Raw genomic sequence first — 25131 nt, forward strand, 5'->3', positions numbered from 1 at the left:
GAGCGAGAGCGTCAGAGCTCCTTACGTAAAGCCCGTAAAGACACAGGCCAAGGCAACGCATTTCGCCAGGAACCTTCATCTTTCAGAATCCAAGCCCCGCTCTGAGATAGACGCGATCTTCTCCCCCCTCATCCAGCCCCCTGGCGACACCAAGGGTGGTACGTATTCCCAGATGATAATAAACGAACAGGTCACCATGAATTTCCGCGCCAATACTGCGGGAGTACTGCTGTGGCGAGCTGCCGGTATTCCAGGCAGCACCCTGCTCTGCGAAAAGAGTTCCCCATACCTGGCCAGCGCCAAGCGGTGGCGTAATAAAGCCCCGCTCAATGGTCGCGAGGGGGAAGTTCCACTCCAGGCTGCCCAGGACCATACGACGGCCATGCAGGTGCTGCAGTCCCTCGGGGTATCCCCGTAAAGGGTATCCTCGTCGAAGGAATACCGAAGAACCCAGCAGACTGCCACTGCTGCCGGTACTGCCACCGAGCTGAAACGGGACCGGGTCATCATCACCCCAACCCACATATCCTTTGATATGCAGGGTCTGTCGATGCGATGGAGTCAGGGCGAGATACTCTTTCCAGCTGGCAGTGTAGGTTCTGCCGCGAAAGTCACCGGAGAATGCGGAACTGTCCTCAGCGACCACCAGCAGTGTGCGCCCCTGTGATGGAAGTATCTGACGGAAATGCTGTTGCGCATTGCTGGAGTGCAGGGCCAGGCCAATACTTTCATCGACGCGATCTGGCGATGAGGGGTAAAGCGCATGGCGGGAGCGTTCGTGGAAATCCTTGCGACTGACTCCAAGGTGGACACTGCTGCGCCAATCTGTGCGCAGGAAAGGAAACATGGTTTCTGCCTGCACATGCTGGCTTTTGCGGGCACCAACCACATCACCATCATTATTGCGGCGCAGGCTTGCCGAACGGTCAATACCCAGGGAGAAATGCGGCCAGAAGCGCCGATACTCATATTCCGCCCGGCCAAGCAGCCATTCATGCTCAAAGTCATAGGACCCCTGCAGTGCGTAGCGGTGACGGCCAAGGGCGTCTTCACCAGAAGTGATGAAGCCGAGTTCGGAGTGATCATCATCGAAAAGTGCTACGGGGAACCACCAGCGTGGCTGCAGCCCCTGCCAGGGTCTATAGGCAGACACGCTGCCCAGATGAAGATCGGGTTGACTCCTTGGCTGAGGTCGTTCAGGAGTTGCTTCCGAGTGATGTCGTTGTGGCGAGGGATCGGCGATGTGGTAGAGATCGGCGCCACCGGAATGGAAGCCGATATAGAAGAGGCCTGCGTCGGTACGCGCCGGATGAAAAGCACCACCGCGAACGTTAGTCAATACAGTGGTTTCTCCGCTTTCGAGGGAATACTGGTGGATGTTGTAAATACCATCACTATCGCTGGAAAATAGGATATGGGAGCCGTCGTGATCAAAGTGCGGATGAGCCTGAATGCCTGCCCTGCGGATAAGGGGAGTCCACTGGGCGGTTCGCAGATCAAACCGCTCCAGATTCCAGCCCTGCTGCTGGCGCCACATGGAGATGAGCAGCCAGTCTTCGTGGGGATGGTGTACCATGTGGGCGGGAACTTCGCCAGGTTCTCCCTGCCACAGCTCCCGAAGCAGTACTCCATCGCGGTTCAGGAGGTGCAGACTGCTCTGGCCAGCCTGGTGCTGCACGGCAATGATATGTTCTGCATCGTGAGTCAGGGTGGCATACCGGTAGCGCTGGCACTTGGTCAGGCGCGTTGAATGTCCACTGTCTGGATCAATATGATAAATATCCATATACCAGTTGCGGTTATTACAGATTGCAGGCTGTGTGATCAGAATGCCGAATTTTGGATGGAGACTGAAACGGCTGCTGCGCACCGGTGCCACCGAACGCAACTGTGCGCGTTTGACATCATAGGCCATAAGCTGTTGGCGCTGGTGTCCATCGTGCCGAACAAAGTAAACCTCATCCTGGAGGGAGGCGGTTCCGCCGGTGAAGTAACCGAAATGGCTGATGCGATTCCCCTCGCGAAGGCCACGGGCCTCCAGGGACGCCAGTTGCTCCGTATACTGTTCTTGCAGCCACAGGTCGAACTCCTGCCACAAGTGGCTCATACTCTGGCCATAGGCACGACGCGCCGCTCCCTGCAGTCGGGTGATATCCAAAATCTGCCCACTGTAATCTTCCACATAGGCTCTGATGGAATCCTCACCCCGGGTCTCGTGAAGAAACCGGAAGAAGTGGGTGCCGTAGAGGTATGGTGTGGCGGCCCCGGGCCACTGGACCATGGGCTGGTTAACCTGGTGAAGATCCTTGATGCCGGCCATGGTTTCCAGACGCATCTGCATGTGGGAGTAGCTGCTGAAAACCCGCCCCGTACGAAGCATGTGATCGGACTCGTGGTGAATGGCCAGTCCTTCCAACACCCATAGCGGTTGCAGATAGGCTGGAAAGAGCAGGAAATTTCTGCCGAATACCTGTCTGAGCCCCTGGGGCAGGCCGCGCACCTTATCCATATGGAGTATATGGGTGTATTCATGCAGAAGCAGGGTCTCCAGCCAGTTTCCAGAATTCTCCAGCCCATCGATGGCGTCAGGCGGCGCCATGTAAATGACAATGCGATTGGAGGGAAATACCGACGCAAAACCATTGGGAAAATCGGTGGAATCGGTGATGACAACTTCCGTGGGTCGAGTGGGTTGCCAGTTGAAAAACGGGGTAAGGCGCAGGTGAATCTCTTCGGCCAGTGCAGCTGTCTGCCGGGCGAATGTTTCGGTCTCTGGCGCGTGGTGGATGGTGAAATGGGCGGTACGGAGGGTCTGCCAGGAAACCCAGGGGTCTGGCGTGATGGCAGCACTGGCATGGGGCCGTATTATGCTGAAAACCAGCAGAAACACAAGGGCAGGCAGGACTCGGAACATGGAATTTCTGCCTCGTTGATTACAGCGTTCTGAGCGCTTGTGTGAGTTCCGCCAAAGAGCGGTGGATGGTGCCACCGCTGGCGAGAATGAAGTACTCCACCTGCAGATTGACGATGCTGCCTTCGTTGTCCGCGCTGAGGCGAAAATCTCCACGGTAGCCGAAGATCTTTTTATTCAGGGCGAAGGCGTAGCCGACTTCCGCAGCTGTTCCACTGTCGACATCGGTGCCGTCAAGTATGGCGATCAGAATATCGCACTGGCGGATAGCCTCAGCATTATTGCGGGCGATCATGGCATTGACCTCGCGCCAACGTGCTATTTTGTCGTGACCTGCGGGCAGACTGGCTGCACTCTGGATCAGGTGCTGTGGCGTCAGCTGCCAGGGGTCCACCACGTTCAGGGAACTCTCCCGCAATGCAGGAATCAGAATCCCGTGATAGTAGTGGCGCCCGGCCTCACTGAAGCCGAGGGGTGAGGCTATATAGGCGTCCATTATGACACCTGCAGGCTGTACTGACGGATGAGTCGTGAGATGAGAAAGGCCATTTCAAGGCTTTGGGAGTAGTTCAGGCGGGGATCACAGGAGCTGACATAGTTCTTGCCCAGGTCAGTATCCTGCAGGTTGGCGGCACCACCTGTGCATTCGGTGACATCTTCGCCGGTAAGTTCGAAATGAACTCCCGCCAGGATGGTGCCATGGTGACGATGGATACGGAAGCATGACTCCAGTTCCGCTTCTATGTGCGCGAAGGCACGGGTTTTGATGTTCTCCCCCACCACACGGGTATTGCCGTGCATGGGATCACAGCTCCAGGCGACAGGCATTCCACTGCGCTTTACTGCGCAGACCAGAGGCGGCAGGGCTTTTTCGACGCGATCCATGCCCATGCGGGTAATGATGGTGACGCGACCCGCCTCATTGGTGGGATTCAGGCGGTGAATCAGGTCTGTCACTTCTTCGGGATCGGCATTCGGCCCTATTTTGACTCCGACGGGGTTCGCCAGGCCACGGAAGTACTCCACGTGGGCACCGTCGAGCTGACGGGTTCGCTCGCCGATCCACAGCATGTGGGCTCCGAGGTTGTAGAAACGACCAGACGCGGGATCCTTGCGGGTCAGGGCCGACTCGTACTCCAGCAGCAGCCCTTCGTGGGATGTGAAGAAGTCGATGGTGTCCAGCAGGTGAGAGTTGACACCGCAGGACTCCATGAAATGAATGGCATCCAGTATGGTTTCCACCATATCGCGATAGTCCTTCCATTTCTCGGCCTTTTCAATGGAATGCAGGTTCCATTCAAAAGCGTGGCGAAGATCGGCAAAACCGCCACTGATCATGGCGCGAATATAGTTCAGGGTCAGAGCTGAGCAGGTATAGGCAGTGGTGAGTCTTTCCGGGTCAGGAACCCGCCTGGCCTGGTCCGGGGCAAGGTCATTGACCGAATCGCCACGGTAGCTGGGATAGCTGATGCCTTCAATGGTCTCCTGCGCTTGCGAGCGGGGTTTGGCATACTGTCCGGCAATACGTCCAAGGCGAACCACCGGTTTGCGGGCGCCATAGGTGAGAATCAGGCTCATCTGCAGCAGGATTTTCATCTTATTGGTGATATTCTGCTCGTTGCAGTCTGTGAAGCGCTCCGCACAGTCACCACCTTGCAGTATAAAACCTCCACCCCTGGCAGCGGCAGCGATACTGCCTTTCAGGCGTTCAACTTCCGCCGGATAGACCAGGGGCGGCAGGACGGAAAGCGCGTTCGTTATATGGCTGAGAGCCTGCATGTCGGGATAAGGGGGTTGTTGATGGGCGGGGAAATGTTTCCAGCTGGTGGGGGTCCAGGTGCTGTGGTTCATGTTTTTCCTTTACTGCTGCACAGAGGGTGTTGAGGCGGTTTCCTTTGGATTACGTACAGTATACATGATCAGGGTGATGGTGCGTGCAAAAAAGCCAGCGCGGAGCCATAGGCCTGCTGCAGGCGAAGAAAGCTTTCATGATCGCCACCATTATCGGGATGGGTGCGCCTGGCCAGCCGGAGGAAGTGTCGGCGCAGGCCCTTGGGACCCAGGGCAGACAGGGCTTCACGGCTTTCAATCTGCAGAACCTCCAGCGCCCCGTCATCCAGGTGCGGCGCGATACGCTGTTGCGTGCCGATTCTGTGCCAGAATTTCCCCACCTCTTCGCGCAGCTGCTCTTCGGTGTAGGCGAACAGATGCTCCTTCCAGCCATAGAAGGCGAACATGATGGTCTGCGCGTCGGCCATATCCTGTGGCATATTCCACCAGGCACAGGGCTGGTGAAGGTGGCAAAAGGGCGAATCCGCCGCTGTTATCGATGAACAACAGGTATTGTGGTAAGGGTCATAGGCGCGACACATGCCGTTCTTTTGCCAGCTCAGGTGGCAGCCGAGGGCGGAAAAGCTCAGCACCGGCAAAAGATCTCCTCTGGTGAGTTCCCTGAAGAGCCCCTGGAGTTCGCGCAGCTGTTGCGGGACATCCAGATCGAAAAGCGCAGAGAGCTCCTGGTGCTCTCTGCACGTGCTGCCATTGGTGCCGTACATATGGAGCAGGGCGGCACCCTGGGTGATGGTATGGCGCAGGGAGAAGGAAAGGGCGTAGAGGCCGCTGTAGCCATGCAGAAAGTATTCTGATCGTGTCTGTGGGCTGAGCAGTTCCTTGAAAATAGAGGTATCAGTCAGTGTCAGGGAATTCTGCTGGTGAAGAAGGGTGCCCGATGTCGGGTAAGGGGTATGGTATGACTCCCGCACCAGCATACGCAGCAGTGCGCTGAGCGGGAAAAGGCCAAAGGGCTCCAGGATCTGAGGAGTGGGAAGCGTGTTCACATGAGCATCCTCGTACAGAATGCATACAGCCTAACACACTTCAGCGTCAGACGTCCATGCAGCCTGAAAGGCCCCTCGCGGGAGGGGCCGCAGACGAATCATACTCCGAAATGACGCTTGAGCAATCCCGCAAAAGCCGCACCATGGCGGGCTTCATCTTTACACATTTCATGTACGGTATCGTGGATAGCATCAAGATTCTGTTGCTTGGCGCGGGTGGCAAGATCCTTCTTGCCGGAGCAGGCGCCAAATTCCGCGTCAACGCGCATCTGGAGATTGGTTTTGGTGTCGGCAACCACAACCTCTCCTAGTAACTCAGCGAATTTTGCGGCGTGCTCAGCTTCTTCCCAGGCGATGCGTTTATAGGCTTCGGCAATTTCCGGATAGCCTTCGCGGTCAGCCTGGCGGCTCATGGCCAGGTACATGCCCACCTCGGTGCACTCACCGGTGAAGTTCATGCGCAGATCTTCAATGATGGTCGGATCGATATCCCTGGCGACACCAATGCGGTGCTCATCCGCCCAGTTGCGTTCTCCGGCCACCTGCTCATTGAACTTGCTGGCGGGTGCCTTGCAGGTTGGGCAGATTTCGGGAGCCTGTTCGCCTTCAGCAACATAACCACATACGGTACAGATAAATTTTTTCATGTCATCTCCAGATTGAATGTGTTTAACGAGAAGCCTTCTTATCTTCTGCGAGCAATTGTGTCAACAGGAGAAATTCCTGATTATGTGTGGCAGTACTAACATGGCGCAAAATGTTTCGATACTGTTTGGGAAATGCCTTCTCAGGAAAGTTTACAAGCGTTACACAATCACTTGAATTTTCTTTCACAAGTGGTATGCTTCCGGTGATTTCAACATATGCATTCATTGACATGGGATTTGCAGAGAACTGGGCAGGTGATTTATGAAAATCGGATTAAAACTGGGAAGCGCTTTTGGCGCCGTCATTCTCATTACGCTTGGGACCGTTATTATTGGCTATAACGCAATGGGGCGCGTCCACAGCAGTTCAGCAACAGGGCTTGCCATGAATCAGATCGCCACGGAAACCTCCCGCGCCATGGAAGAGATTCAACGATATATCGCCAGCGAGGAACCGCAGGACTTCGCATCTGCACTTACGGGCCTGAGCACTTCTGCTTAGCAGGTTCAGACACTTCTTACAGGTGTTGATGGAGAGATTCGTCAGCATCTTGCGGATTCTCAACAAACCCTTCGTCAGGTATCCGAGCAATTCCGTCACTATCGCGAGCTGGTGGGCCAGAAACAGGATGCCACAGGGCAAATGGATGTGCTGGCAGCGCAGCTGCGTGACAATGTGCGATATACCGGCGATGCCCTGGCTGATCTTCTGCGGAGCCGAAACCGGGAGATGAGCACCAGTGCCTTTGCCGAAGCACTGGCCATGGTGCGCCTTGAGACCAGCCTCGCTGAGCGTATCGCCCTGGTGAATCTCAATGTGGAATCCTATGAAAACACCCTCGATGAAGAGTATATCAATGAAGCGTGGGAACAGCTGCTGGAGATTTTCCATGTCGCGGACAGCATCCAGTCCTGGGCACAGGTTCATGGAACCGGAGTTGAACTGCAAGAGCAGCTTGACCAGGCAGTAGAGCGTATGCGGCAGTATCGCCATACGCTGGACATGTGGACTGAGGCGGTTTACGAATTACGCGAAACTGCGAGCCAGTTCCGTACCAGTCTGGAGGCAGTGAATTCCTCCGTCAATGCTGCCCTGACAGCGACTGATATTTATATGGCACTGGAGGTGGCACGCTCTGGCCGGATGCTGATTATTGGAGCCATTCTCGCTGTAGTGACGGCATTGACATTGGCTTTGGTGAGCACGGTGATGATTGTGCGACCGCTGAACACAGCAGCAAAATTTGTACATAGAGTAGCCGAAGGAGATCTCAGTGAACACCTGGAGTTACAGAGAAGTGATGAAATCGGTGATCTGACGCGCTCCCTCAACGCCATGGTCAATCATCTGCGTCAGATGGTTCAGGGAATACGTCAAGCCGCCTCTGATGTGGCTTCATCCAGTGAAGAGCTTTCCAGTTCTTCCTCTCATATGAGCGATGGCATTGCCCATCATGCCGGTAATATTTCTCAGATAGCTTCCGCATCGCTACAGATGTCACAAACCGTACGCAGCCTCATGGAGAATACCAGCGGTATTGAACAGGACGCGCAGACCACCGTGGATGCCTCCCGCGGTGGTGGTGATCTGATCAGTCAATCGACCAGGGAAATGAACACCATCCTTGAGCATGTGCGTCAGGCGGAACAGTATTCCCTCGCCCTGGAAGAAAAGGCATCTCGGGTTGAGCAGATTATCGCCGCCATCAATGATATTTCTGAGCAGACGAACCTGCTGGCTCTGAATGCCGCCATCGAAGCGGCGAGAGCTGGTGATGTGGGACGCGGTTTTGCGGTGGTGGCAGACGAAGTGCGTAAATTGGCAGAACGCAGTGGCCAATCCACGGGAGAAATTACCGCCATAGTGCAGAGCATTCAAAGCGGGGTTTCCCAGATGTCCGGTGCCATGCAGAGCGTCAGCGAAAAGGCGAGCACTGGCAGTACCCTGGCGGTGCGCACTGAATCTTCATTCAAACAGGTGTTGCTGAGCATGGAAAGCCTCCTGCAGCGCATAGAACAGAATGTGGCGGCCATGGAACAGATGTCTGCCGTATCTGACCAGATGAGTGGCGATATTCAGTCCGTTTCCGCTGCCTCTGAACAAACCGCCCGCTCGGCAAACGAAATCTCCCAGGCATCCCTTGGACTCTCGCAGCTGGCCTCCGACGTCCAGCAGATGCTCAGTCAGTTCCGCACTGGCGAAGAGGATAACCCGCGAGCACCGCTCCTGGGCTCAGGGAAAAGCCACTGATTGCGACTGCCGCCTGGGTCATGCTATCCTGATTCCTGTAGATACCCTCGGGAGTAAGAGCCAGGAATGGTATGATGCCTGAAGTGTCTGCATGATGTTGAATTTTCTGTTGGAGGCTGACGTACCATGAGCACAGAGGCGAACAAGATCATTTATTCCATGATCCGGGTCAGTAAATTTCGCGATAAAAAACCAGTATTGAAGGACATTTCCCTCTCTTACTTTTACGGCGCAAAAATCGGAGTACTGGGCCTGAACGGCTCGGGAAAAAGTACCCTGCTGCGTATACTGGCAGGCGTGGACAAGGACTTCAATGGCGAAACCGTTCTCGCTCCCGGCTACACCGTTGGCCTTCTGGAACAGGAGCCCCTGGTCGACAGCACCAAAACCGTACGCGAGGTGGTGGAGGAAGGAGCCCAGGAAACGGTGGACCTGCTGAAGGAATTTGAAGCAATCAATCTCAAATTCGCTGAACCCATGAGCGATGACGAGATGACCAAATTGTGTGATCGCCAGGCAGTGGTTCAGGATAAGCTGGATGCCCTGAACGCCTGGGATCTCGACTCGCGCCTGGAAATGGCCATGGATGCCCTGCGCTGCCCCGCCCCTGATACTCTTGTCAGTGTCCTCTCCGGCGGAGAAAAAAGGCGGGTCGCCATGTGCCGTCTCCTGCTGCAAAAACCAGATATTCTTCTGCTGGATGAACCCACCAACCACCTTGACGCGGAATCCGTCGCCTGGCTGGAACATCACCTGCAGCAATACGAAGGGACAATTATTGCCGTAACCCATGATCGCTACTTCCTCGATAACGTGGCCGGCTGGATTCTTGAACTGGACCGTGGCGAAGGCATTCCCTGGAAAGGGAACTACTCCTCCTGGCTTGAACAGAAGCAGGAGCGGCTGCGCCTTGAGGAGAAGTCGGAATCGAATCGTCAGAAAACCCTGGAGCGCGAGCTGGACTGGATACGCATGTCCCCCAAGGGCCGTCACGCCAAGAGCCAGGCACGCATCAGCGCCTATGAAAAGCTGCTCAGCGAAGAAGGCGAAAAGAGAGCCAAGGATCTGGAGCTCTACATACCGCCTGGGCCACGGCTGGGCGATAAAGTCATCGAAGCAGACCGCATTACGAAAGCCTTCGAAGACCGCATACTCATGGAAAACATCTCCTTCTCCCTGCCCCCCGGTGGCATTGTGGGTGTTATTGGTCCCAATGGAGCGGGGAAGTCGACCCTTTTTCGCATGATCTGCGGACAGGAAAAGCCCGACACCGGCAGCATCCGCATTGGTGAAACTGTCAAGCTGGCCTATGTGGACCAGAGTCGCCAGCTGGATGGCAACAAGAGCATCTGGGATGTCATCAGCGATGGACAGGAACAGATAAAACTCGGCAATCAGCTGGTGAATTCACGGGCGTACGTTGCCCGCTTCAACTTCTCCGGGGCCGATCAGCAGAAGAAGGTGGCCAACCTTTCGGGAGGCGAACGCAACCGGGTTCACCTGGCAAAAATGCTGAAGGAAGGTGCCAACGTCATCCTCCTTGACGAACCCACCAATGACCTGGATGTGAACACCATGCGCGCTCTGGAAGAAGCTCTGGAGAATTTTGCCGGCTGTGCCGTGGTGATCAGTCACGATCGCTGGTTCCTGGACCGCATTGCGACCCATATCCTGGCCTTTGAAGGCGACAGTCAGGTGATCTGGTTTGAAGGCAACTACAGTGAATACGAAGCTGATCGCAAGAAGCGCCTGGGCCCGGAAGCTGAGCGTCCACACCGCATCAAGTACCGTCAGCTGACGCGATAAACACCGTCACGCAAGAGTATGATCATGAGCCGTGACAACCGCTTTCAACAGCTTGTCGAGCAGGCAGGTGATGCCATCCTGGCCTCGGATCGCGCTGGAAATATTGTCTTGTGGAATGCTTCGGCTGGCCGTATTTTCGGTTTCAGTGAAACTGAAGCCCTGGGCCAATCTCTGGATATTATCATTCCAGAACGCTTTCGCCAGCGCCATTGGGAAGGGTATCACCAGACGATGGCTACCGGGATTACCCGGTATGGCACCACAGTACTGCGGGTACCAGCCATTGATCAGAAAGGTCGTGCGCTCTCTATCGCTTTTACGGTAGTGGTCCTTACCAATGAGTGTGGTACTCCTGAGGCGATTGGAGCCATAGTCAGGGATGAAACCGAGCGCTGGGCCGAGGAAATTCAAATGCGACAGGAGCTTACGCGTCTGAAACAGGAGGGAAAACCCGGGGGCGCTTGCGGGTTATCCTTATGACTCAACTAGTCGTTTTGTGATATCAGATAAAAAAAAGGCCGGGGAGAACTCCCCGGCCTTTCATCAGTTGAACCCTGCCTGGTCCGAATGATGTGGTGTGACTGCCAAACCGTCCATGGTTTATCGCAGGAGCTGCATGATGCCCTGAGGTATGGCGTTGGCCTGGGCCAGCATACTCTGGGCAGCCTGAGTCAGCATCTGGTTGAGGGTGAACTGGGACATTTCCTTGGCCACGTTGACGTCGCGGATACGGGACTCTGCAGCCTGCAGGTTTTCATAGGCGACGCTGAGGCTGTTGATGGTGTGATCCAGACGGTTGGAGATGGCACCCATCTTGGCCCGTTCAGTGGAAACCATGCCCAGTGCTTTATCAATGTCGGTGATGGCTGATTGGGCCAGCTCCTGGCTTACCACGAGGACATTTTCGATACCCAGTGACTTCACATCGATCTGGGCGATATTTGCGCTCATGGTCTGACCGGCGTTGGCACCAATCTGGAAGCTCATGGAGTTATCCACCAGGTGCAGGTTCATGGTGTCGGGATTGGTCTTGGCCGTGAATTCAAAGCGCGCATTTGTTGCATCGAAGGAGGCTTCTACGCCGATGTTGCCCTTGAAGGCCACATCCACGCCCTGAATGACGTTCTTCATCACGCCGTCTCCAACGGTGTCACTGCCGACGGGGCGGCCAGTGTGGGCATTGGTGACCCGCACGTTGTAGATATTCTCCTCGGAGGCCTGTACCTGATCGAGGTTCAGGGCATCGATGAGCTTCTGCTCGCCAACAAAGGCCAGCTCGCCCTGGGCACCGTTAAAGAGGGAGCGGATCAGCAGCGTGCCTTCCACGGCAGCGTCGCTGTTTTCAACGGATGAACCCTTGCCCACGAAGTCAACCACGCGGTTGTCGGTGGTGGTGTTACCCATGGAGATGCCAAGATCCTTGGTGATGGCCTTGATCAGCTTCTCTTCCAGGCGGGCGAGAGTGTCATTGCCCTCCAGGTACACATCGGCAGACTTGCCGTTACCGTAGATGGTCAGCTTCTGAGAAGTGTCGAAGACATTGGTGCCATCGGGAGTGATGAAGGCATCGATGTCCTTGAGCTTGGTGTAGGCAGAGGCCAGTCCACCCGTACCGCGCACTTCCATGTTCACCTGATCGTCATGCTGCGTGCCAGTCTGGTTGGCAGCAAAGTCCAGGGTGATGGAGCCGATGGTGACGGAGCCGGTATTGGCGTCCAGCTGGGCCATATGGTATTGGTGCTGTTTGGGACCTTCGCTGAGGACGGTGTTCTGCATGCCACCGGCAGCAGAAGTGCCGTTTGTGATGACGTAGTAGGCGCCCATATTCTGTACAACAGAGCCGGAACCCACTTCATTGTAGTAGCGCTCGTCGATTTTGAAAGCACCGCCGGCACCACCGGTTGCACTGCCGTCAATCCGTGCGGCATCCACCTCACCGTTGATGCTCAACAGCATCTTGTCACCGGTTTTGATCATGGCGCCGTCGTTGAAGAGCAGCTGTGCTCCGGCATCAAACTGGGCCAGTCCACCAAGGCTCAGGGCATTGTCAACGATGTTGACGGTGGCCCAGGCTTCGGCTTCACCTGTAGTGACGCTGATAAAGCGTACGCGGGCAGCGCCGGTGACATCGGAACCACCAGTGGTCAGGTGGGCATCCTGCAGGAACTCGATTTCCATATAGCCATGGTATCCCGTGACGACCCCTCCATGGGTGGCGAAGATATTCATGCCATTATGGTTTTCAAGTTCTCCTGAGCCATTGCTCAGAACGGACCAGTTCGATCCTGCCTGCTGGTAGGTGCCATTGATGGCCATGCTTCCGCTGCTGATGCTGGCAAAAGCCAAGGCTGAATCTCCGTTAAAGGACGCGCCAGCCAGCGATGTGGTGGCCACATTGACCAGGTAGGTGCGGTCGGTGATATCACCGGTGCGCACACCCTCGGCGGCGTAGATGCCGGCAATACCGGAGGAGTTGACGGACGCGCTGACCGCAACACCGGCCAGGGTGAGCACGTCACCGGCGAAGGCGCCTTCACGCAGGGTCATGATGTTGGACTTCAGCACCTGGTTCTTGCCCACCTTGGCGGTGACATCGATTTTGTAGTTTCCGGTGATGACCTGGTCGCGGATGATGGCTTCCATGAGGTCACTGTTGGAAGTACTCCAGCGTGCGGTGGCGTCACCATTGAGCAGCTTCTTGGTGTTGAACTCAGTGGAGGTGGAGATACGGTCGATTTCGCTCTTGAGCTGATCCACTTCGCGCTGGATGTGCTGGCGATCGTCAGAGGTCAGGGTGCCGTTGGCGGCCTGAACACTCAGTTCACGCATACGCTGCAGGATGGCGGTGGTCTCGTTCAGAGCGCCTTCTGCGGTCTGAATCAGAGAGATGCCGTCCTGGGCGTTGGCGACAGCACGGTCAAGGCCGCGGATCTGTCCGCGCATCTTCTCGGAGATGGCCAGACCGGAGGCGTCGTCGGAAGCGCGGTTGATGCGCAGGCCCGAAGACAGGCGCTCAATGGACTGTGAAAGGTTCTGTGAATTGACGCGCAGGTTGTTCTGCGCATTGATAGACGGAATGTTGTTGTAGATAACACTGGACATGACAATATCCTCCGTGATTTGTTCAGGTGGTACCAGCACCTGGTGTGCTCTTCATCCTTGAAGAACTGTGATGTGCCTTTGCCTGTGGGGCGGTTTTTGCCGTCTCTCCACTGGTTCAGGCCTTTGCGAGATCTGTCCTGATTCTCTGTCTGGAACACCTCCTGTCAGTTATCCTGCCTCTCTTTAACGCGCCTGGGAACCAGGCTGAGAGGACTTGCGGGTTAGCGATTTCGGCCGAAGAGTCCGGCGGTCAGGGCTTTCTGGGAACAAAAGCCCTGGCGGACAGACTCTTTCCTCGCCCGGGGAGGTCCGGGGAGCTGCCGACTCCCCGGATCACCGGTCGATGGTACTGTCTGTCTCTGTTATGCCAGCAGTTGCATGATTCCCTGAGGCATGGCGTTGGCCTGGGCCAGCATGCTCTGGGCTGCCTGGGTAAGCATCTGGTTGAGGGTGAACTGGGACATTTCCTTGGCCACGTTTACGTCACGGATACGGGATTCAGCAGCCTGCAGGTTCTCTGCGGCAATGCTGAGGCTGTTGATGGTATGGTCCAGTCGGTTGGAGATGGCACCCATTTTGGCTCGTTCGCTGGAAACCTGAGTTATGGCCTTATCAATCCGTCCTACGGCCTCCTGGGCCAGCTCTTGGCTGACAAGGTAGACATTCTCCAGTCCGAGTGACTTCACATCGATCTGGGCAATGTTGGCCCGCATGGTCTGGCCTTCGTTGGCTCCAATCTGGAAGCTCATGGAGGAGTCCACCAGGTGCAGATACATGGTTGCCGGATCAGTATTCGCAGAAAATTCAAATTTCTGCAGTGTTTCGTTGAAGGAAGCGCCTATGCCGATATTTCCCTTGAAGTGCACATCCACTCCCTGGATGGTGTCTTTCATGACGCCATCGCCTACCACATCACTGCCGACGGGTCTGCCGGTGTGCGCGTCACGTACGGTGACACTGTAGAGGTTCTCTTCGGCTTCCTGAATTTCTGCCAGGTTCAGAGCATCCAGCAGCTTCTGGTCGGCGACGAAGGCCAGCTCTCCCTGGGCACCATTAAAGAGGGACCGAATGACCATGGTGCCGTCAACGGCGGCATCGGAGTTTGCGACACCGGAACCTTTCGTGATGAAGTCCACCACGCGATTATCAGTGCTGACGTTGCCCATGGTGATTCCCAGATCCTGGGTAATGGCTTTGGTCAACTTCTCTTCAAGGCGGGCTATGGTGTCATTGCCTTCCAGGTACACATCGGCAGATTTGCCATTTCCGTAAATGGTCAGCTTCTGGGCTGTCTCAAAAACACTGGGACCATCAGGGGTGATAAAAGCTTCAATATCCCTGAGCCTGGTATAGGATGAGGCCAGACCACCAGTTCCGCGGATTTCCATGGCCAGGGAGTCATCGGTCTGGGTCCCTGTAGCCGACGCATTGAAATCAAGGCTAATGGCGCCAATGGTAACAGCACCTGTTGAAGCATCAAGCTGTGCCAAGTGGTATTCATGGGTCAGGTTCCCCTGACTGATGACAACATTCTGAAGGCCATCACCTGAGCCAGTGGCGGTTCCAGTGGTAATGATGTAGTAAGCTCCGCGATTGTGTACCACGGACCCGGTTCCCACTTCATTCAGGTATCGCTCGTCAATTTTGAAAGCGCCATTTCCGAGGGACGCGGTCGCTGCGGTAAGGCTGCGGGCAGCGTCGACGCTCAACAACATCTTGTCACCGGTTTTGATCATGGAACCGTCAATAAGGGCGAAGTTTGCACCGGCGCCGAATATGGCTGTTGAATCCAGTTCCAGTTCGCCACCAGCGATATCAATGGTGGTCCAGGCCGTGGGTTCTCCGGTCTTAACGTCGATGAAGCGCACGCGGGCAGCATCGCTGACGTTCGCGCCTGCTGAGAGATGCATGTCTTTTATGAACTCAATTTCCACATAACCGTGGTAGCCGGACACGACAAACCCCCCAGCCGCTGAGAATCGATTCATTCCATCAATGTTCGCCATGGCTCCAAAACCACCGGTAGATGCGATGCCCCAGTTTGAGCCAGACTGTTGATAGAAACCGTTGACTCCGACACCACCGGTGGTGAGAGTATTCACGCCATCGGTTCCGCCAAGGGTGGAAACGCCGCTGATGACGTTTGCGCCGCCGCCGGAAAGGTTGGAAAGTACGTTTACCACATAGGTGCGCTCATTGATGCCACCGGTACGTACGCCTTCTGCAGCATAGATGCCGGCAATGCCGGAAGAATTTGTCTGGCCGGTCAAGGCTACGCCATTGGCCGTCAGCACATCCCCTGCAAAGGCGCCTTCGCGCAGGGCCATGATATTAGACTTGAGCACCTGGTTTTTGCCTACCTTGGCGGTGACGTCCAGCTGATAGTTGCCGGAAACCACGCGGTCACGGATGACGGCTTCCATCAGATTGGGGTTGGAGGTACTCCAGCGTGCTGTGGCATCGCCATTGAGCAGCTTTTTTGTATTGAATTCGGTTGAGGTGGAGATACGATCGATTTCGTGCTTCAGCTGATCAACTTCACGCTGAATGTGCTGGCGGTCATCGGAAGTCATGGTTCCGTTACCAGCCTGAATAGCCAGTTCACGCATACGTTGCAGAATGGCGGTGGTTTCGTTCAGAGCAGCCTCAGCAGTCTGAATCAGAGAAATACCATCCTGAGCATTGGCGACAGCACGGTTCAGACCGCTGATCTGACCACGCATTTTCTCGGAGATGGCAAGTCCCGAGGCGTCGTCGGATGCACGGTTGATGCGCAGTCCGGAAGAGAGTCGTTCAATGGAGTTGGAAAGGGCACTGGAATTGACGCGCAGATTATTCTGCGCATTGAGAGACGGCAGGTTGTTATACAGTACAGACATCGACATGGCACTATCCTCCCTGATAGTTTTCGTTTGGCATCCTTGCCTTTGGGAAGCTTTTCGGAAACGCCGGGAGGAAACTTAAGGGGGATTATGAGAAATTTTTCAAGCGATGCTCTTATCAGTGGTTTCGACCACTTCTGTGTTTTGCCGGATACGCTCAGCGTATCCGGCGGCACTCCAGATAGAAACGCTTTTCATGGGACTCTCCCATGGAAAATGTTTTGCGGGGAAAAGGACCATCCTGAAGGATCGAAGGGAAGAAGTTCTGTTTGTCGATGGGCGGCAGGAAAAAACCCATGTTGCCAGGTCGGCTGCCGATGGTGGCTACAGCCTCCGCGCCATGGACATAGTCCAGATCAATATTCAGTTCACGCTCAAGATAGTCGTCCAGGAAGTTCTGCAGCGATGCCGTGGCCAGTTTGGTGTCCGGTGGCGTTATCTCGATAATGCCAGAGGTGTTCTGCCAGATGACAGGAATCCGATGGCACTGCGGTGAACTGGAGGCAAGCATCGCCATGGATTTTTCACTGATATCCTGGGGGAAGTCCTGGCTGATGAAGTGAGCGTCGATATTCTTGCGGCCGAAATAAGTTTCCATGGCCCTGAGCAGATGGTGGGGGTCGACTCCGAAGAGCACGCGGTGGATGGCCTCAAACACCAGTGAGGTGTCGTGGAGATTCACCAGCTCTACCATGGCAAAGCGGGCTGGATGCTCCTGAATCGACTCAAGATCATGGGTGCTGTTTTTCACCTCTTCCCACAGCGCTTTGGCTGTCGCCAGGGAGTGATTGCCATCGCCGACGGCATAGAGCAGTGCACTTCCCTGGCTGTCACGGTGAGTGAGTCTGGCCAGAGCGTCTGCCACGGACTGCATTTCCAGGCGATCATTGACGCCAAAGGCGCTGACACGGCCGCTGTCCAGCATGAGGTCAAAGTCGTACAATGGCGTGCGCTGATTGTGACAAAGAGGCGCTATGACAGTATTCTGGGGGTCGTCGATGAGCACCATGATGTGGGAGACTTCCAGGGGAGCCTGGCGGCGGATATCCATGCGAGGGGGGAGACGGTGGGCAATGGTGCCTTCCGTGGGACGGATCAGACTGGTGCTGGTGGGGCTGAAATTATACTGCTCCAGATCCAGGGCCACCAGAAGTCCGTGGCGCTTGCGCCCGCATTTAAGCTGGCGTTGCAGGAGTATCCAACCCGGTCCCCAGGGTTGAAGAACCCCTTCCCTGAGATACTGCTCCATCCTGTCCTGGATGCGGGGTGTCATCTCTGCGGCTTTATCCAGATATATTTCGGGCAGGGTGATGTGCAGGGTTGATGGATGTTCACCGACATACTGGTTCACGGTCTCCCAGTATTCCGGTTCAGACGTATATTGATCGCAGGCTATGACTGTCCAGCGACACAGGTCGATGTTCTGGTTTGGCAACAGGAACTGGGGAGCTTGCAGAGCTATGGAGTTAAAGTTCATACAGACACCTTTATCAGAGACTTTAGGAGCAAACCTTTGGATACTAGCAAAGCTTGTCCCGGAAAAAAACCGGAAATTAGGCTTCCGGGTCAGGCTGACAGGAATCCCTGACCAACAAAGCTGTGATTTCATCAAATGCCTTGGGTTTGCCGTATTCGTCAATGGAGGCTCCGGTCATACAGGCATCGATGATCAGCTTGCCATCGCTTTGCCGGTGGATCTGCTGGACAAAGAGAAAGCGTACGCGTGAAATCGGCTCCATGTGAACGCTGACCCGAAAGGTATCTCCACTGCGCAGGGATGCGCGATATTCGATTTCCGCTTTCACCAGCACCAGATTGATGTTTTCCTGAGCCAGTTTCACCACATCGAGCCCCCGACTTTTGACAAATTCATGGCGCGCGTGCTCCAGGTAATTCATGTACACCGCATTGTTGACGATGCCCTGAAAGTCGCATTCATAATCACGCACAGTCAGAAGAATGGAAAATGTTGAAGATGGCATGGCAGCCCTCCGGATATCGTAAAATTTCACGGGAATTTTTTCTGTCTAGAGCATACCATAGAATAAAAGCTTTGCCTGCATTACCTGTTGACGCAGGCTGCAAATTACTGTTCAGGAGGAATAATCATGAAATCTCGGCTTCTTGTAGCTCTTATGGCGCTGATTCTTTTTGCAGGAGGATGTGCCACGGTCGGAAAACCATGGCCCCAGGAGCGGGTCAACGACATTATTATCGGTCAGACCTCCCAGGGTGAGATTCTGGAAATGTTTGGCACGCCCTGGCGTACCGGAGTGGAAGACGGTTATCGCACATGGACCTATGGACGGTATCAGTATCGCCTTCTGGGCGATTCCTCCACTTCAGATCTGGTGGTTCGGTTTGGCGCTGACAATCGTGTACGTTCCTATACCTATAACACCACAGAAGCACACCCGCGCTGATGTGAATGCAACGCCTGCCACTGGCTGCAACGTAGCATTTCCGTGGCAGGCGCAGACGGTTTTGCTGTAACCACGCTTTTTTCAAAGGGATAATAATCTGGCAACAGTTCTGCAGATCAGGCTTGCAGAACTGTTTTTTTTTGCCATCTGTAAATATCCTTAGAGGAGGACCTTATGCGTTATGTGGATATCTTTGATGAAATGGACAACCTGATGCGCGGTTTTGGGAACCTTACTCCCATGGCAGTTCCAGCCAGCAGGCGCAGCGGCTCACCACACGGGTATCCTGCCCTGAATATCTGGGAGGACAGCAACAGTTTCCATGTGGATGTGGCGTGTCCCGGAGTGCGCAAGGAGGACATTGATATTTCTGTAAACCAGAACATGCTGACATTGGAGTTCGAGCGCAAGCAGCTCCAGGGAGACAGTTTGGAGTACAGTCGTATTGAAAGCCGCTACGGGAAATTCAAGCGTAATGTTGCCCTGAAGGCCGATGTGGAAATAGATGCCATAGCAGCCTCCTATGAGGATGGCATTCTCTCCATAGCTATTCCTAAAGCAGCACACGCGAAACCACGCAAGATCGAAATTTCTGCCTGAATCCAGCACAACGCGCACCAGGAGGTGACCCATGAGTAATATTGAACAACACAATCAGCAGGGAGAGCTTGAGGCTTCACTGAAAACAGACAGCACCATAGCCCCACACGTCGATGTGCTGGAGTATGATGACAGCCTGCATCTGATCTTTCAGCTTCCAGGAGTCAAGCGAAGTCAGTTGGATATTCATGCTGAAGGCGACATGCTCTCCGTCTCAACCACAGGTATTTCCAGCGCCGAACGTGAATACCGTCATCAGGAATTTCTTCTTCAGAACTATGCCCGTCAGTTCCGTGTGAGCCGTAAATACGACCTTTCCCGGATTCACGCTGTCTATGAAGATGGTGAACTGCGGCTGCGGGTACCAAAGTCAGAAAAGGAAAAAGCCCGCAAAGTGACCATTCAGTAAAGATCGCAAAGCGGTCAAAGGGTGAGCCTGTCGCCATTGTGACAGGCTCGTTTTATTGGCAAAGGTTTGTAAATATGCTATCTTGAAACAAATTGCAGTGGAGAGAGGCATGACCCAGTCAATAAAAACGGTACTTGTGGTGGACGATGAAGACCAGATGCGGCTCGCTTTGCGTGAAACCCTTACCCGTGCCGGTTATGAAGTCATAACTGCCTTTGATGGCAACAATGGCCTGAGCAAGTTACAGAACAATTCCATTGACGCCGTTATAACCGACCTGCGCATGCCGGTCATGGATGGTATGGAGTTTCTGCAAAAGGCACTGCAGGAAAAACCCGGTTTGCCCATCGTGCTGATGACCGCGTACGCCACGGTAAACACCGCAGTGGATGCCATGAAATCCGGCGCGTTTGACTATATCATGAAGCCGTTTTCGCCTGAAGTCATTGAGTCCACCCTGGAAAGGGTTTTTCAGTATCACGGCGCCCTGGAGCAAAACACACCAGCACCAGCTCAGAAAAATGAAGCTGCCGCCAACCATAAAGCACCGACCATCATCACCCGCAATAAACGCATGGAAGAACTCATTCATCTTGCCACCGATGTGGCCAGCTCTTCCGCCAACGTGCTGGTGAACGGTGAATCGGGTACCGGGAAAGAGCTCTTCGCACGTCTTCTCCACTACGCAGGCAATCGGCAGGATAAGCCTTTTGTGGCTGTCAACTGCGCAGCACTCCCCGATAATTTGCTGGAAAGTGAACTGTTCGGCTACGAAAAGGGTGCCTTTACCGGAGCCGCCAACCGCAAGATCGGCAAGTTTGAAATGGCCGATGGTGGAACCCTGCTGCTGGATGAAATCACGGAAATGCCCTTTCACCTGCAGGCCAAGCTCTTGCGGGTACTCCAGGAAGGGGAAGTTGATCGACTGGGTGGCTCAAAGCCCATCAATGTGGATGTGCGCATTGTAGCCACTACGAACCGCGATATTCAGGAGAGCATCAAGGAAAAGACCTTCCGCGAAGATCTCTACTACCGCCTGAACGTTATCCCCCTGCATATCCCTCCGCTGCGTAGGCGCAAGGAGGATATCGCGCTTCTGGTTGACCACTTTATCGCCAAATATAACCGGAAGAACAGCAAGAGTATTACCGCTGTAACCCCGGAAGGCATGAACGCTCTGATGAATCATCAATGGCATGGCAATGTGCGTGAGCTGGAGAATATCATCGAACGGGCTGTGGTCATCTGTCGGACTCAGACACTGACACCGGGTAACCTCTTTCTTCACGGCACCCTGCTGGATATACCCACCGCAGGAGACGAGGGGCAAACGGTTTGCGTGGAACAGGTGCAGTCCGTGGAAGAAGGATGTATGCCAGCGCTGGCCGACGATGACCCCCTGTTGATCGAGGTGGGTACCAGTGTCCATGAGATGGAGAAGCGTCTGATTCTTCAAACGCTGGAGAAGTGCAGCGGGAATCGGAAGCAGGCGGCTGATATGCTGGGAATCACCAGCCGCACCCTGCTGAACAAGATCAAAGAATATCGCGAACTGGGTATCCATATCGAGTGATACTGGAGTTTCAGTCGCCTGACAGAATAAAACTCGAGAATGAGTGTGAAAAACCAACAGAGGCCCCGTCTGCCGGATTCGTGACGGGGCCTCTGTCGTCTGACACTAAGTTCTGGCACGCAACGTCGTGACCGACTCCCCACCAACCCCCCAGTTATCCGTTTCCACTTCATCGATGATGACAAAGGTGGTCTTGGGATTTTTGCCCAGCACGTCAACCAGCAGGTTGGTAACCCCCTCAATGAGTTGTTCTTTTTGTTCCCTGGTCGCGCCTTCTCTGGTGATGCGGATGTTGACAAATGGCATATGGCCTCCTCAAAAAAGAGTGAATAGCTGAATCAGCTACTGGAAAAGTCAGGTGTTCAGGCACGATTTCTGTCGGGCCACAGAAGGATGGTACCTGCTGCAACCACAAGGGCCGCCATGATCAGTGGACCATCGAAGTTCCCTCTGCTGGCTGCCATAAATCCGGCAATCACAGGGGCGATAATCTGTCCCAGGCTGAATAGGCCCGTCAGCCAGCCCACCACCTGTCCACCGCTGGCCAGGGTGCGCCCATAAATCAGTGACATGCCCACGATCCCCATGAAGGTGCCGCCAAAACAGAGTGCGCCGACATACGCTGCCCAGGCATGGCTGAAAAATACGGGCAGAATTATACCCACAGCCTGAACGCCGTGTGCGACGATCAGTGTTTTAACAAACCCAAAACGGGCACCAAAGCGTGGCCAGAACAGGGTGGACACGGCGGCAGCGGTTCCCACCAGTACCCATGCCGACTGGCTGACAAAGGCTGAGCCTGTCTTTTGCTGAAGGATAGCTACCAGAAATGTAGCCGAAATGATATAGCCAAACCCTTCACAGAAATAGGCGGCCCAGAGGCGCATCATGGAAGCGCCGCCAGCGGTGAGCCTGTAAGAACGGCTCAGGGTTTTGGTGACAGGAACGGCAGAAAGAGCCTGGGGCTGCACAAACACCCATGCCAGCAGCAGCGGCACGAGACTGAGGAAGGCTGTACCTATCCACGCGCCCTGCCAGCCAAGAAGCAAATCCAGGGCCGGTACGGCCAGTCCTGTCAGGACGATACCCACTCCGACACCGCCGAATATCTGGCCACCAGCATTGGTGTAGCCCATGGTGTTCAGTCGATCCAACACCAGAACAGAGCCGAGCACAAATACCCCAGCGCTGGCCAGGCCAGTGATGGCCCGCAGGACAAACCAGATTCCATGGGTGTCGCTTACACCCATCAGACCTGTCAGGAGCACGCACAACAGCAGGCTGATGCGAAAACAGAGCAGCCGCCTGGCCGGCGACACATAGCCAAAGGCGATAGCTCCAACCAGATAGCCTGCGTAGTTGGCGGAGGCCAGCATGCCGGCAAAGTCCGTGCCGAAGCCAACCGCCTCCTGCATGATGGGCAGTATGGGGGTAAAGGCGAAGCGCCCAACCCCTATGGCCAGGGACAGGCTGGCAATACCGCCAAGAATGACCCATAAAGCACTGTTATAAGATGAAGTTAAGGGGGCCATGCTCTTTCCTCTCTGGTGTCACTCACCGTAAGCTATCCCTTGACTTTCGTTCAGTCAAATGAAATGTTTAGATGAATTCCATCATAAGTAATGATTCATGGAGAGGGTATGGAGCACTATCTGCTGGAAACCTTTATCACGGTAGCAAAGACTGGAAGTGTTACCAGGGCGGCGTCTGAGCTTGGATGCGTGCAGTCCAATGTGACCACACGCATACGCAGGCTGGAAGAGAGCCTGGGGAAGCCACTGTTCTGGCGTAAGAATCGCAGAATGACCATCACGGAAGCCGGTCAAGCCCTTTTGCCCTATGCACTGAAGATCCTCGAGCTTCAGGCTGAAGCTCGGTCGCATATTCAACAGAGCCGTTTTGAGCAGAAGCTGACTATCGGTTCAACAGAATCCTGTGCCGCCTTGCACCTTTCATCAATTCTTTTGGCCTTTCACCAGCAGCATCCCCAGGTTCGACTGGAACTGGTCACCGGCACAACAGCAGAAATGCAGCAACAGACAGCACAGCAGAAACTCGACTGCGCTTTTGTCAATGCCGGAGGATCCGATGCAAAGGCTTTGCATACAGAGATATTCCTGATGGAGCCCATGAGTATCGTGGGGAAGCAGAAGGAAGCTGACACAAAGGGAGGCGTCACAGTGCTTGCTTTCCGGCGAGGCTGCTCATATCGGGAGTTTCTTGAGCAGCACCTCCTCCAGAACCAGGTGACTATCGGTAAAATCCTGGAATTTGGGTCCCTGGAGACTCTCTTGGCGTGTGCCGCTGCAGGTATGGGCTACACGCTTCTACCAAAGGGAATTGCACAGAAGATGGGACAGCAGCCACTCGTGGAACATGGCATTGCGGCTCCCCCGGCACTGGCGACCAGCATCATACACCACTGGACTGGCGACGCACAGCCTCCACAGGTCAGTGACTTTCTCACCCTCTGTCGTCAGTATGCCAGGAGGAAGGCGGAAGCAGGAGTCACATGGTGATCGCCGGCACCTGTTACAGCTTCTGGAAAGCTCAGCTATTGGGTTTTTCAAAGAGCCTTTTAAAGTAGAAATCACTGGTGTACAGGGCTGCAGCCGGGTTATGGGCCAGGACGCGATCCTTGACGACGCCATAGGTTACCGGTGCTGCAGAGTACTTGATGAACAGGGTGTCATGGCCTACACACAGTCCCATGATCACGTTAAGATCCGTTTTTTCCCGTTCCAGCAGCTGCGCCTGCAGTACGGGGTTACACATGGCTTCAAAATTTCCTGGTGTGATTTTATCTTCCTCGGGGACACCAACGTCTGTCTTGTCTTTGGATCCCAGTTTGCATGAGAAGCCGGTCGTTGTAAAACCGCGTATCTGCAGGAACTTTGCCAGCAGGCGAGATTCCCGGACCATCCCGATACAGGTGGCGATGCCTATGTGGTGAGCATCTATACGCTTGGCAAATTCCGCGATCTCCTCAACCCGGGTGAGTTTTCCATAGAAATGGCCTTCCACTTCCGCCGCCGCTTTGAAGGCTTTCTCAACAAATGGATCCAAACGATACGCTGCAAGGGAATTTTCCAGTATCTGCGGATCAAGTTCCGTGGTTGGACAGAATTCAGGATACTGCGAATTCCGCTTGTAGCAGTGAAGTGCGGAACACTCGGTGCAGGTCAGTTGCTGCATATTGCCTCCTTGTGATGATGTTGAGCCGCTGATCAGAGAAGTTCTGATTTTGCCAGTGCAAGAATGCTTCCCAGCACCTCATGGTGCTTCTGCTCCTGAGCGATGGTGATATCTATAATGGAACGCTCCTCGTCGCTGCTCATGAGACTGCGTATCATCTTGTACATCTGGACTGCCGACTCTTCTTCCGCCACGCTGAGCACCAGGGCGGGAAGAATATCATCATGAATCTCGATGGGAATACTGTCCGGCAGCTCGGGGGTTCCCCCCATGCGGAAGATAAACTCCATCAGCATGACTGCATGCTGTTGTTCTTCGTCATAAAATTTCTTGAGGGCAGATTTGATTCGGGGATGATTCTCTCTGGCAGCGTAGTACATATAGGTGTACATGGCCTTGTATTCTGAGTGCAGTTGTTTGTTCAGGTATGACAGAAGCATGTCAGACATGGCATTTCACCTTAGTTCGGGATGTGATGGATTCTCCTATACTAAC

Annotated in this window: 22 protein-coding genes; 9 read left to right on the top strand and 13 right to left on the bottom strand. The window is 54.6% G+C overall.

The window, feature by feature from the left end:
• Nucleotides 1-82: 82 nt before the first annotated feature.
• The 5 genes from ACZ46I_RS10165 to ACZ46I_RS10185 all read right to left on the bottom strand — a co-directional run bounded on the left by ACZ46I_RS10165 (nt 83) and on the right by ACZ46I_RS10185 (nt 6395).
• Nucleotides 83-2914 (bottom strand): hypothetical protein, encoded by a 2832-nt coding sequence (locus tag ACZ46I_RS10165; RefSeq protein ID WP_464280708.1) that lies wholly within the window; start codon nt 2912-2914, stop codon nt 83-85.
• A gap of 19 nt (nt 2915-2933) precedes the next feature.
• Nucleotides 2934-3407 (bottom strand): nucleoside 2-deoxyribosyltransferase, encoded by a 474-nt coding sequence (locus tag ACZ46I_RS10170; protein WP_464280709.1) that lies wholly within the window; start codon nt 3405-3407, stop codon nt 2934-2936.
• Nucleotides 3407-4762 carry a class II 3-deoxy-7-phosphoheptulonate synthase gene (locus tag ACZ46I_RS10175; RefSeq protein ID WP_464280710.1) on the bottom strand — a complete coding sequence of 452 codons (1356 nt, stop codon included), beginning with the start codon at nt 4760-4762 and terminating at the stop codon, nt 3407-3409. The genes ACZ46I_RS10170 and ACZ46I_RS10175 overlap by 1 nt, the downstream gene beginning before the upstream one ends.
• Before the next feature lie 68 nt (nt 4763-4830).
• Nucleotides 4831-5748, bottom strand: a complete 918-nt coding sequence (locus ACZ46I_RS10180; RefSeq protein WP_464280711.1) for a hypothetical protein — start codon at nt 5746-5748, stop codon at nt 4831-4833.
• A gap of 98 nt (nt 5749-5846) precedes the next feature.
• Nucleotides 5847-6395 (bottom strand): NADH peroxidase, encoded by a 549-nt coding sequence (locus tag ACZ46I_RS10185; RefSeq protein WP_013505958.1) that lies wholly within the window; start codon nt 6393-6395, stop codon nt 5847-5849.
• Between the two features lie 262 nt (nt 6396-6657).
• On the opposite strand from ACZ46I_RS10185, the gene ACZ46I_RS10190 reads away from it, so the two are divergent.
• From ACZ46I_RS10190 to ACZ46I_RS10205, 4 genes are all read left to right on the top strand, one after another.
• The gene (locus tag ACZ46I_RS10190) at nt 6658-6897 is read left to right on the top strand and encodes a hypothetical protein (protein WP_464280712.1); all 240 of its coding nucleotides are present in this window, start codon (nt 6658-6660) and stop codon (nt 6895-6897) included.
• Between the two features lie 111 nt (nt 6898-7008).
• Nucleotides 7009-8646 carry a methyl-accepting chemotaxis protein gene (locus tag ACZ46I_RS10195; protein ID WP_464280713.1) on the top strand — a complete coding sequence of 546 codons (1638 nt, stop codon included), beginning with the start codon at nt 7009-7011 and terminating at the stop codon, nt 8644-8646.
• A gap of 126 nt (nt 8647-8772) precedes the next feature.
• Nucleotides 8773-10452: an energy-dependent translational throttle protein EttA gene (gene ettA / locus ACZ46I_RS10200; protein WP_464280714.1), complete on the top strand. Its 1680-nt coding sequence runs from the start codon at nt 8773-8775 to the stop codon at nt 10450-10452.
• 24 nt (nt 10453-10476) lie between these two features.
• Nucleotides 10477-10932, top strand: a complete 456-nt coding sequence (locus ACZ46I_RS10205; protein WP_464280715.1) for a PAS domain-containing protein — start codon at nt 10477-10479, stop codon at nt 10930-10932.
• A gap of 120 nt (nt 10933-11052) precedes the next feature.
• Here ACZ46I_RS10205 and ACZ46I_RS10210 read toward each other — a convergent pair whose 3' ends face one another.
• From ACZ46I_RS10210 to ACZ46I_RS10225, 4 genes are all read right to left on the bottom strand, one after another.
• Nucleotides 11053-13554, bottom strand: coding sequence for a flagellin N-terminal helical domain-containing protein (locus ACZ46I_RS10210; RefSeq protein WP_464280716.1), 2502 nt, complete (start codon nt 13552-13554; stop codon nt 11053-11055).
• Between the two features lie 362 nt (nt 13555-13916).
• Nucleotides 13917-16439: a flagellin N-terminal helical domain-containing protein gene (locus ACZ46I_RS10215; protein WP_464280717.1), complete on the bottom strand. Its 2523-nt coding sequence runs from the start codon at nt 16437-16439 to the stop codon at nt 13917-13919.
• A 154-nt stretch (nt 16440-16593) separates the two neighbouring features.
• Nucleotides 16594-17913 carry a DUF1015 domain-containing protein gene (locus ACZ46I_RS10220; RefSeq protein WP_464280718.1) on the bottom strand — a complete coding sequence of 440 codons (1320 nt, stop codon included), beginning with the start codon at nt 17911-17913 and terminating at the stop codon, nt 16594-16596.
• Between the two features lie 76 nt (nt 17914-17989).
• Nucleotides 17990-18418: an acyl-CoA thioesterase gene (locus tag ACZ46I_RS10225; protein WP_226507547.1), complete on the bottom strand. Its 429-nt coding sequence runs from the start codon at nt 18416-18418 to the stop codon at nt 17990-17992.
• Between the two features lie 126 nt (nt 18419-18544).
• On the opposite strand from ACZ46I_RS10225, the gene ACZ46I_RS10230 reads away from it, so the two are divergent.
• From ACZ46I_RS10230 to ACZ46I_RS10245, 4 genes are all read left to right on the top strand, one after another.
• Nucleotides 18545-18859, top strand: a complete 315-nt coding sequence (locus tag ACZ46I_RS10230) for a hypothetical protein (protein WP_013505950.1) — start codon at nt 18545-18547, stop codon at nt 18857-18859.
• Between the two features lie 174 nt (nt 18860-19033).
• A complete protein-coding gene (locus ACZ46I_RS10235) occupies nt 19034-19459 on the top strand; it encodes an Hsp20/alpha crystallin family protein (RefSeq protein WP_013505949.1) in 426 nt (141 codons plus the stop codon).
• A 31-nt stretch (nt 19460-19490) separates the two neighbouring features.
• Entirely contained in the window at nt 19491-19868 is a 378-nt protein-coding gene (locus ACZ46I_RS10240; protein WP_464280719.1) for an Hsp20/alpha crystallin family protein, read from the top strand.
• Between the two features lie 109 nt (nt 19869-19977).
• A complete protein-coding gene (locus ACZ46I_RS10245; RefSeq protein ID WP_464280720.1) occupies nt 19978-21441 on the top strand; it encodes a sigma-54-dependent transcriptional regulator in 1464 nt (487 codons plus the stop codon).
• A 105-nt stretch (nt 21442-21546) separates the two neighbouring features.
• Here the strand turns inward: ACZ46I_RS10245 and ACZ46I_RS10250 are convergent, their stop codons facing one another.
• Nucleotides 21547-21747 (bottom strand): 2-hydroxymuconate tautomerase family protein, encoded by a 201-nt coding sequence (locus tag ACZ46I_RS10250; RefSeq protein WP_013505946.1) that lies wholly within the window; start codon nt 21745-21747, stop codon nt 21547-21549.
• 56 nt (nt 21748-21803) lie between these two features.
• Nucleotides 21804-22973 (bottom strand): YbfB/YjiJ family MFS transporter, encoded by a 1170-nt coding sequence (locus tag ACZ46I_RS10255; protein WP_464280721.1) that lies wholly within the window; start codon nt 22971-22973, stop codon nt 21804-21806.
• Between the two features lie 108 nt (nt 22974-23081).
• Between ACZ46I_RS10255 and ACZ46I_RS10260 the strand changes: the two genes are divergently transcribed.
• Nucleotides 23082-23960 carry a LysR family transcriptional regulator gene (locus ACZ46I_RS10260; RefSeq protein WP_464280722.1) on the top strand — a complete coding sequence of 293 codons (879 nt, stop codon included), beginning with the start codon at nt 23082-23084 and terminating at the stop codon, nt 23958-23960.
• A 31-nt stretch (nt 23961-23991) separates the two neighbouring features.
• Here the strand turns inward: ACZ46I_RS10260 and ACZ46I_RS10265 are convergent, their stop codons facing one another.
• A complete protein-coding gene (locus ACZ46I_RS10265) occupies nt 23992-24636 on the bottom strand; it encodes a DUF1847 domain-containing protein (protein WP_013505943.1) in 645 nt (214 codons plus the stop codon).
• 32 nt (nt 24637-24668) lie between these two features.
• A complete protein-coding gene (locus ACZ46I_RS10270) occupies nt 24669-25085 on the bottom strand; it encodes a ferritin-like domain-containing protein (RefSeq protein WP_464280723.1) in 417 nt (138 codons plus the stop codon).
• Between the last annotated feature and the right edge of the window lie 46 nt (nt 25086-25131).

The sequence above is a fragment of the Desulfurispirillum alkaliphilum genome, from assembly GCF_055378285.1.

Excerpts from the sequence above, each read along its gene's own strand:
- ACZ46I_RS10165 (WP_464280708.1), bottom strand. The coding sequence starts at position 2,914 with ATGTTCCGAGTCCTGCCTGCCCTTGTGTTTCTGCTGGTTTTCAGCATA.
- ACZ46I_RS10170 (WP_464280709.1), bottom strand. The coding sequence starts at position 3,407 with ATGGACGCCTATATAGCCTCACCCCTCGGCTTCAGTGAGGCCGGGCGC.
- ACZ46I_RS10175 (WP_464280710.1), bottom strand. The coding sequence starts at position 4,762 with ATGAACCACAGCACCTGGACCCCCACCAGCTGGAAACATTTCCCCGCC.
- ACZ46I_RS10185 (WP_013505958.1), bottom strand. The coding sequence starts at position 6,395 with ATGAAAAAATTTATCTGTACCGTATGTGGTTATGTTGCTGAAGGCGAA.
- ACZ46I_RS10190 (WP_464280712.1), top strand. The coding sequence starts at position 6,658 with ATGAAAATCGGATTAAAACTGGGAAGCGCTTTTGGCGCCGTCATTCTC.
- ettA (WP_464280714.1), top strand. The coding sequence starts at position 8,773 with ATGAGCACAGAGGCGAACAAGATCATTTATTCCATGATCCGGGTCAGT.
- ACZ46I_RS10205 (WP_464280715.1), top strand. The coding sequence starts at position 10,477 with ATGAGCCGTGACAACCGCTTTCAACAGCTTGTCGAGCAGGCAGGTGAT.
- ACZ46I_RS10210 (WP_464280716.1), bottom strand. The coding sequence starts at position 13,554 with ATGTCCAGTGTTATCTACAACAACATTCCGTCTATCAATGCGCAGAAC.
- ACZ46I_RS10215 (WP_464280717.1), bottom strand. The coding sequence starts at position 16,439 with ATGTCGATGTCTGTACTGTATAACAACCTGCCGTCTCTCAATGCGCAG.
- ACZ46I_RS10220 (WP_464280718.1), bottom strand. The coding sequence starts at position 17,913 with ATGAACTTTAACTCCATAGCTCTGCAAGCTCCCCAGTTCCTGTTGCCA.
- ACZ46I_RS10225 (WP_226507547.1), bottom strand. The coding sequence starts at position 18,418 with ATGCCATCTTCAACATTTTCCATTCTTCTGACTGTGCGTGATTATGAA.
- ACZ46I_RS10230 (WP_013505950.1), top strand. The coding sequence starts at position 18,545 with ATGAAATCTCGGCTTCTTGTAGCTCTTATGGCGCTGATTCTTTTTGCA.
- ACZ46I_RS10235 (WP_013505949.1), top strand. The coding sequence starts at position 19,034 with ATGCGTTATGTGGATATCTTTGATGAAATGGACAACCTGATGCGCGGT.
- ACZ46I_RS10240 (WP_464280719.1), top strand. The coding sequence starts at position 19,491 with ATGAGTAATATTGAACAACACAATCAGCAGGGAGAGCTTGAGGCTTCA.
- ACZ46I_RS10245 (WP_464280720.1), top strand. The coding sequence starts at position 19,978 with ATGACCCAGTCAATAAAAACGGTACTTGTGGTGGACGATGAAGACCAG.
- ACZ46I_RS10250 (WP_013505946.1), bottom strand. The coding sequence starts at position 21,747 with ATGCCATTTGTCAACATCCGCATCACCAGAGAAGGCGCGACCAGGGAA.
- ACZ46I_RS10255 (WP_464280721.1), bottom strand. The coding sequence starts at position 22,973 with ATGGCCCCCTTAACTTCATCTTATAACAGTGCTTTATGGGTCATTCTT.
- ACZ46I_RS10260 (WP_464280722.1), top strand. The coding sequence starts at position 23,082 with ATGGAGCACTATCTGCTGGAAACCTTTATCACGGTAGCAAAGACTGGA.
- ACZ46I_RS10265 (WP_013505943.1), bottom strand. The coding sequence starts at position 24,636 with ATGCAGCAACTGACCTGCACCGAGTGTTCCGCACTTCACTGCTACAAG.
- ACZ46I_RS10270 (WP_464280723.1), bottom strand. The coding sequence starts at position 25,085 with ATGTCTGACATGCTTCTGTCATACCTGAACAAACAACTGCACTCAGAA.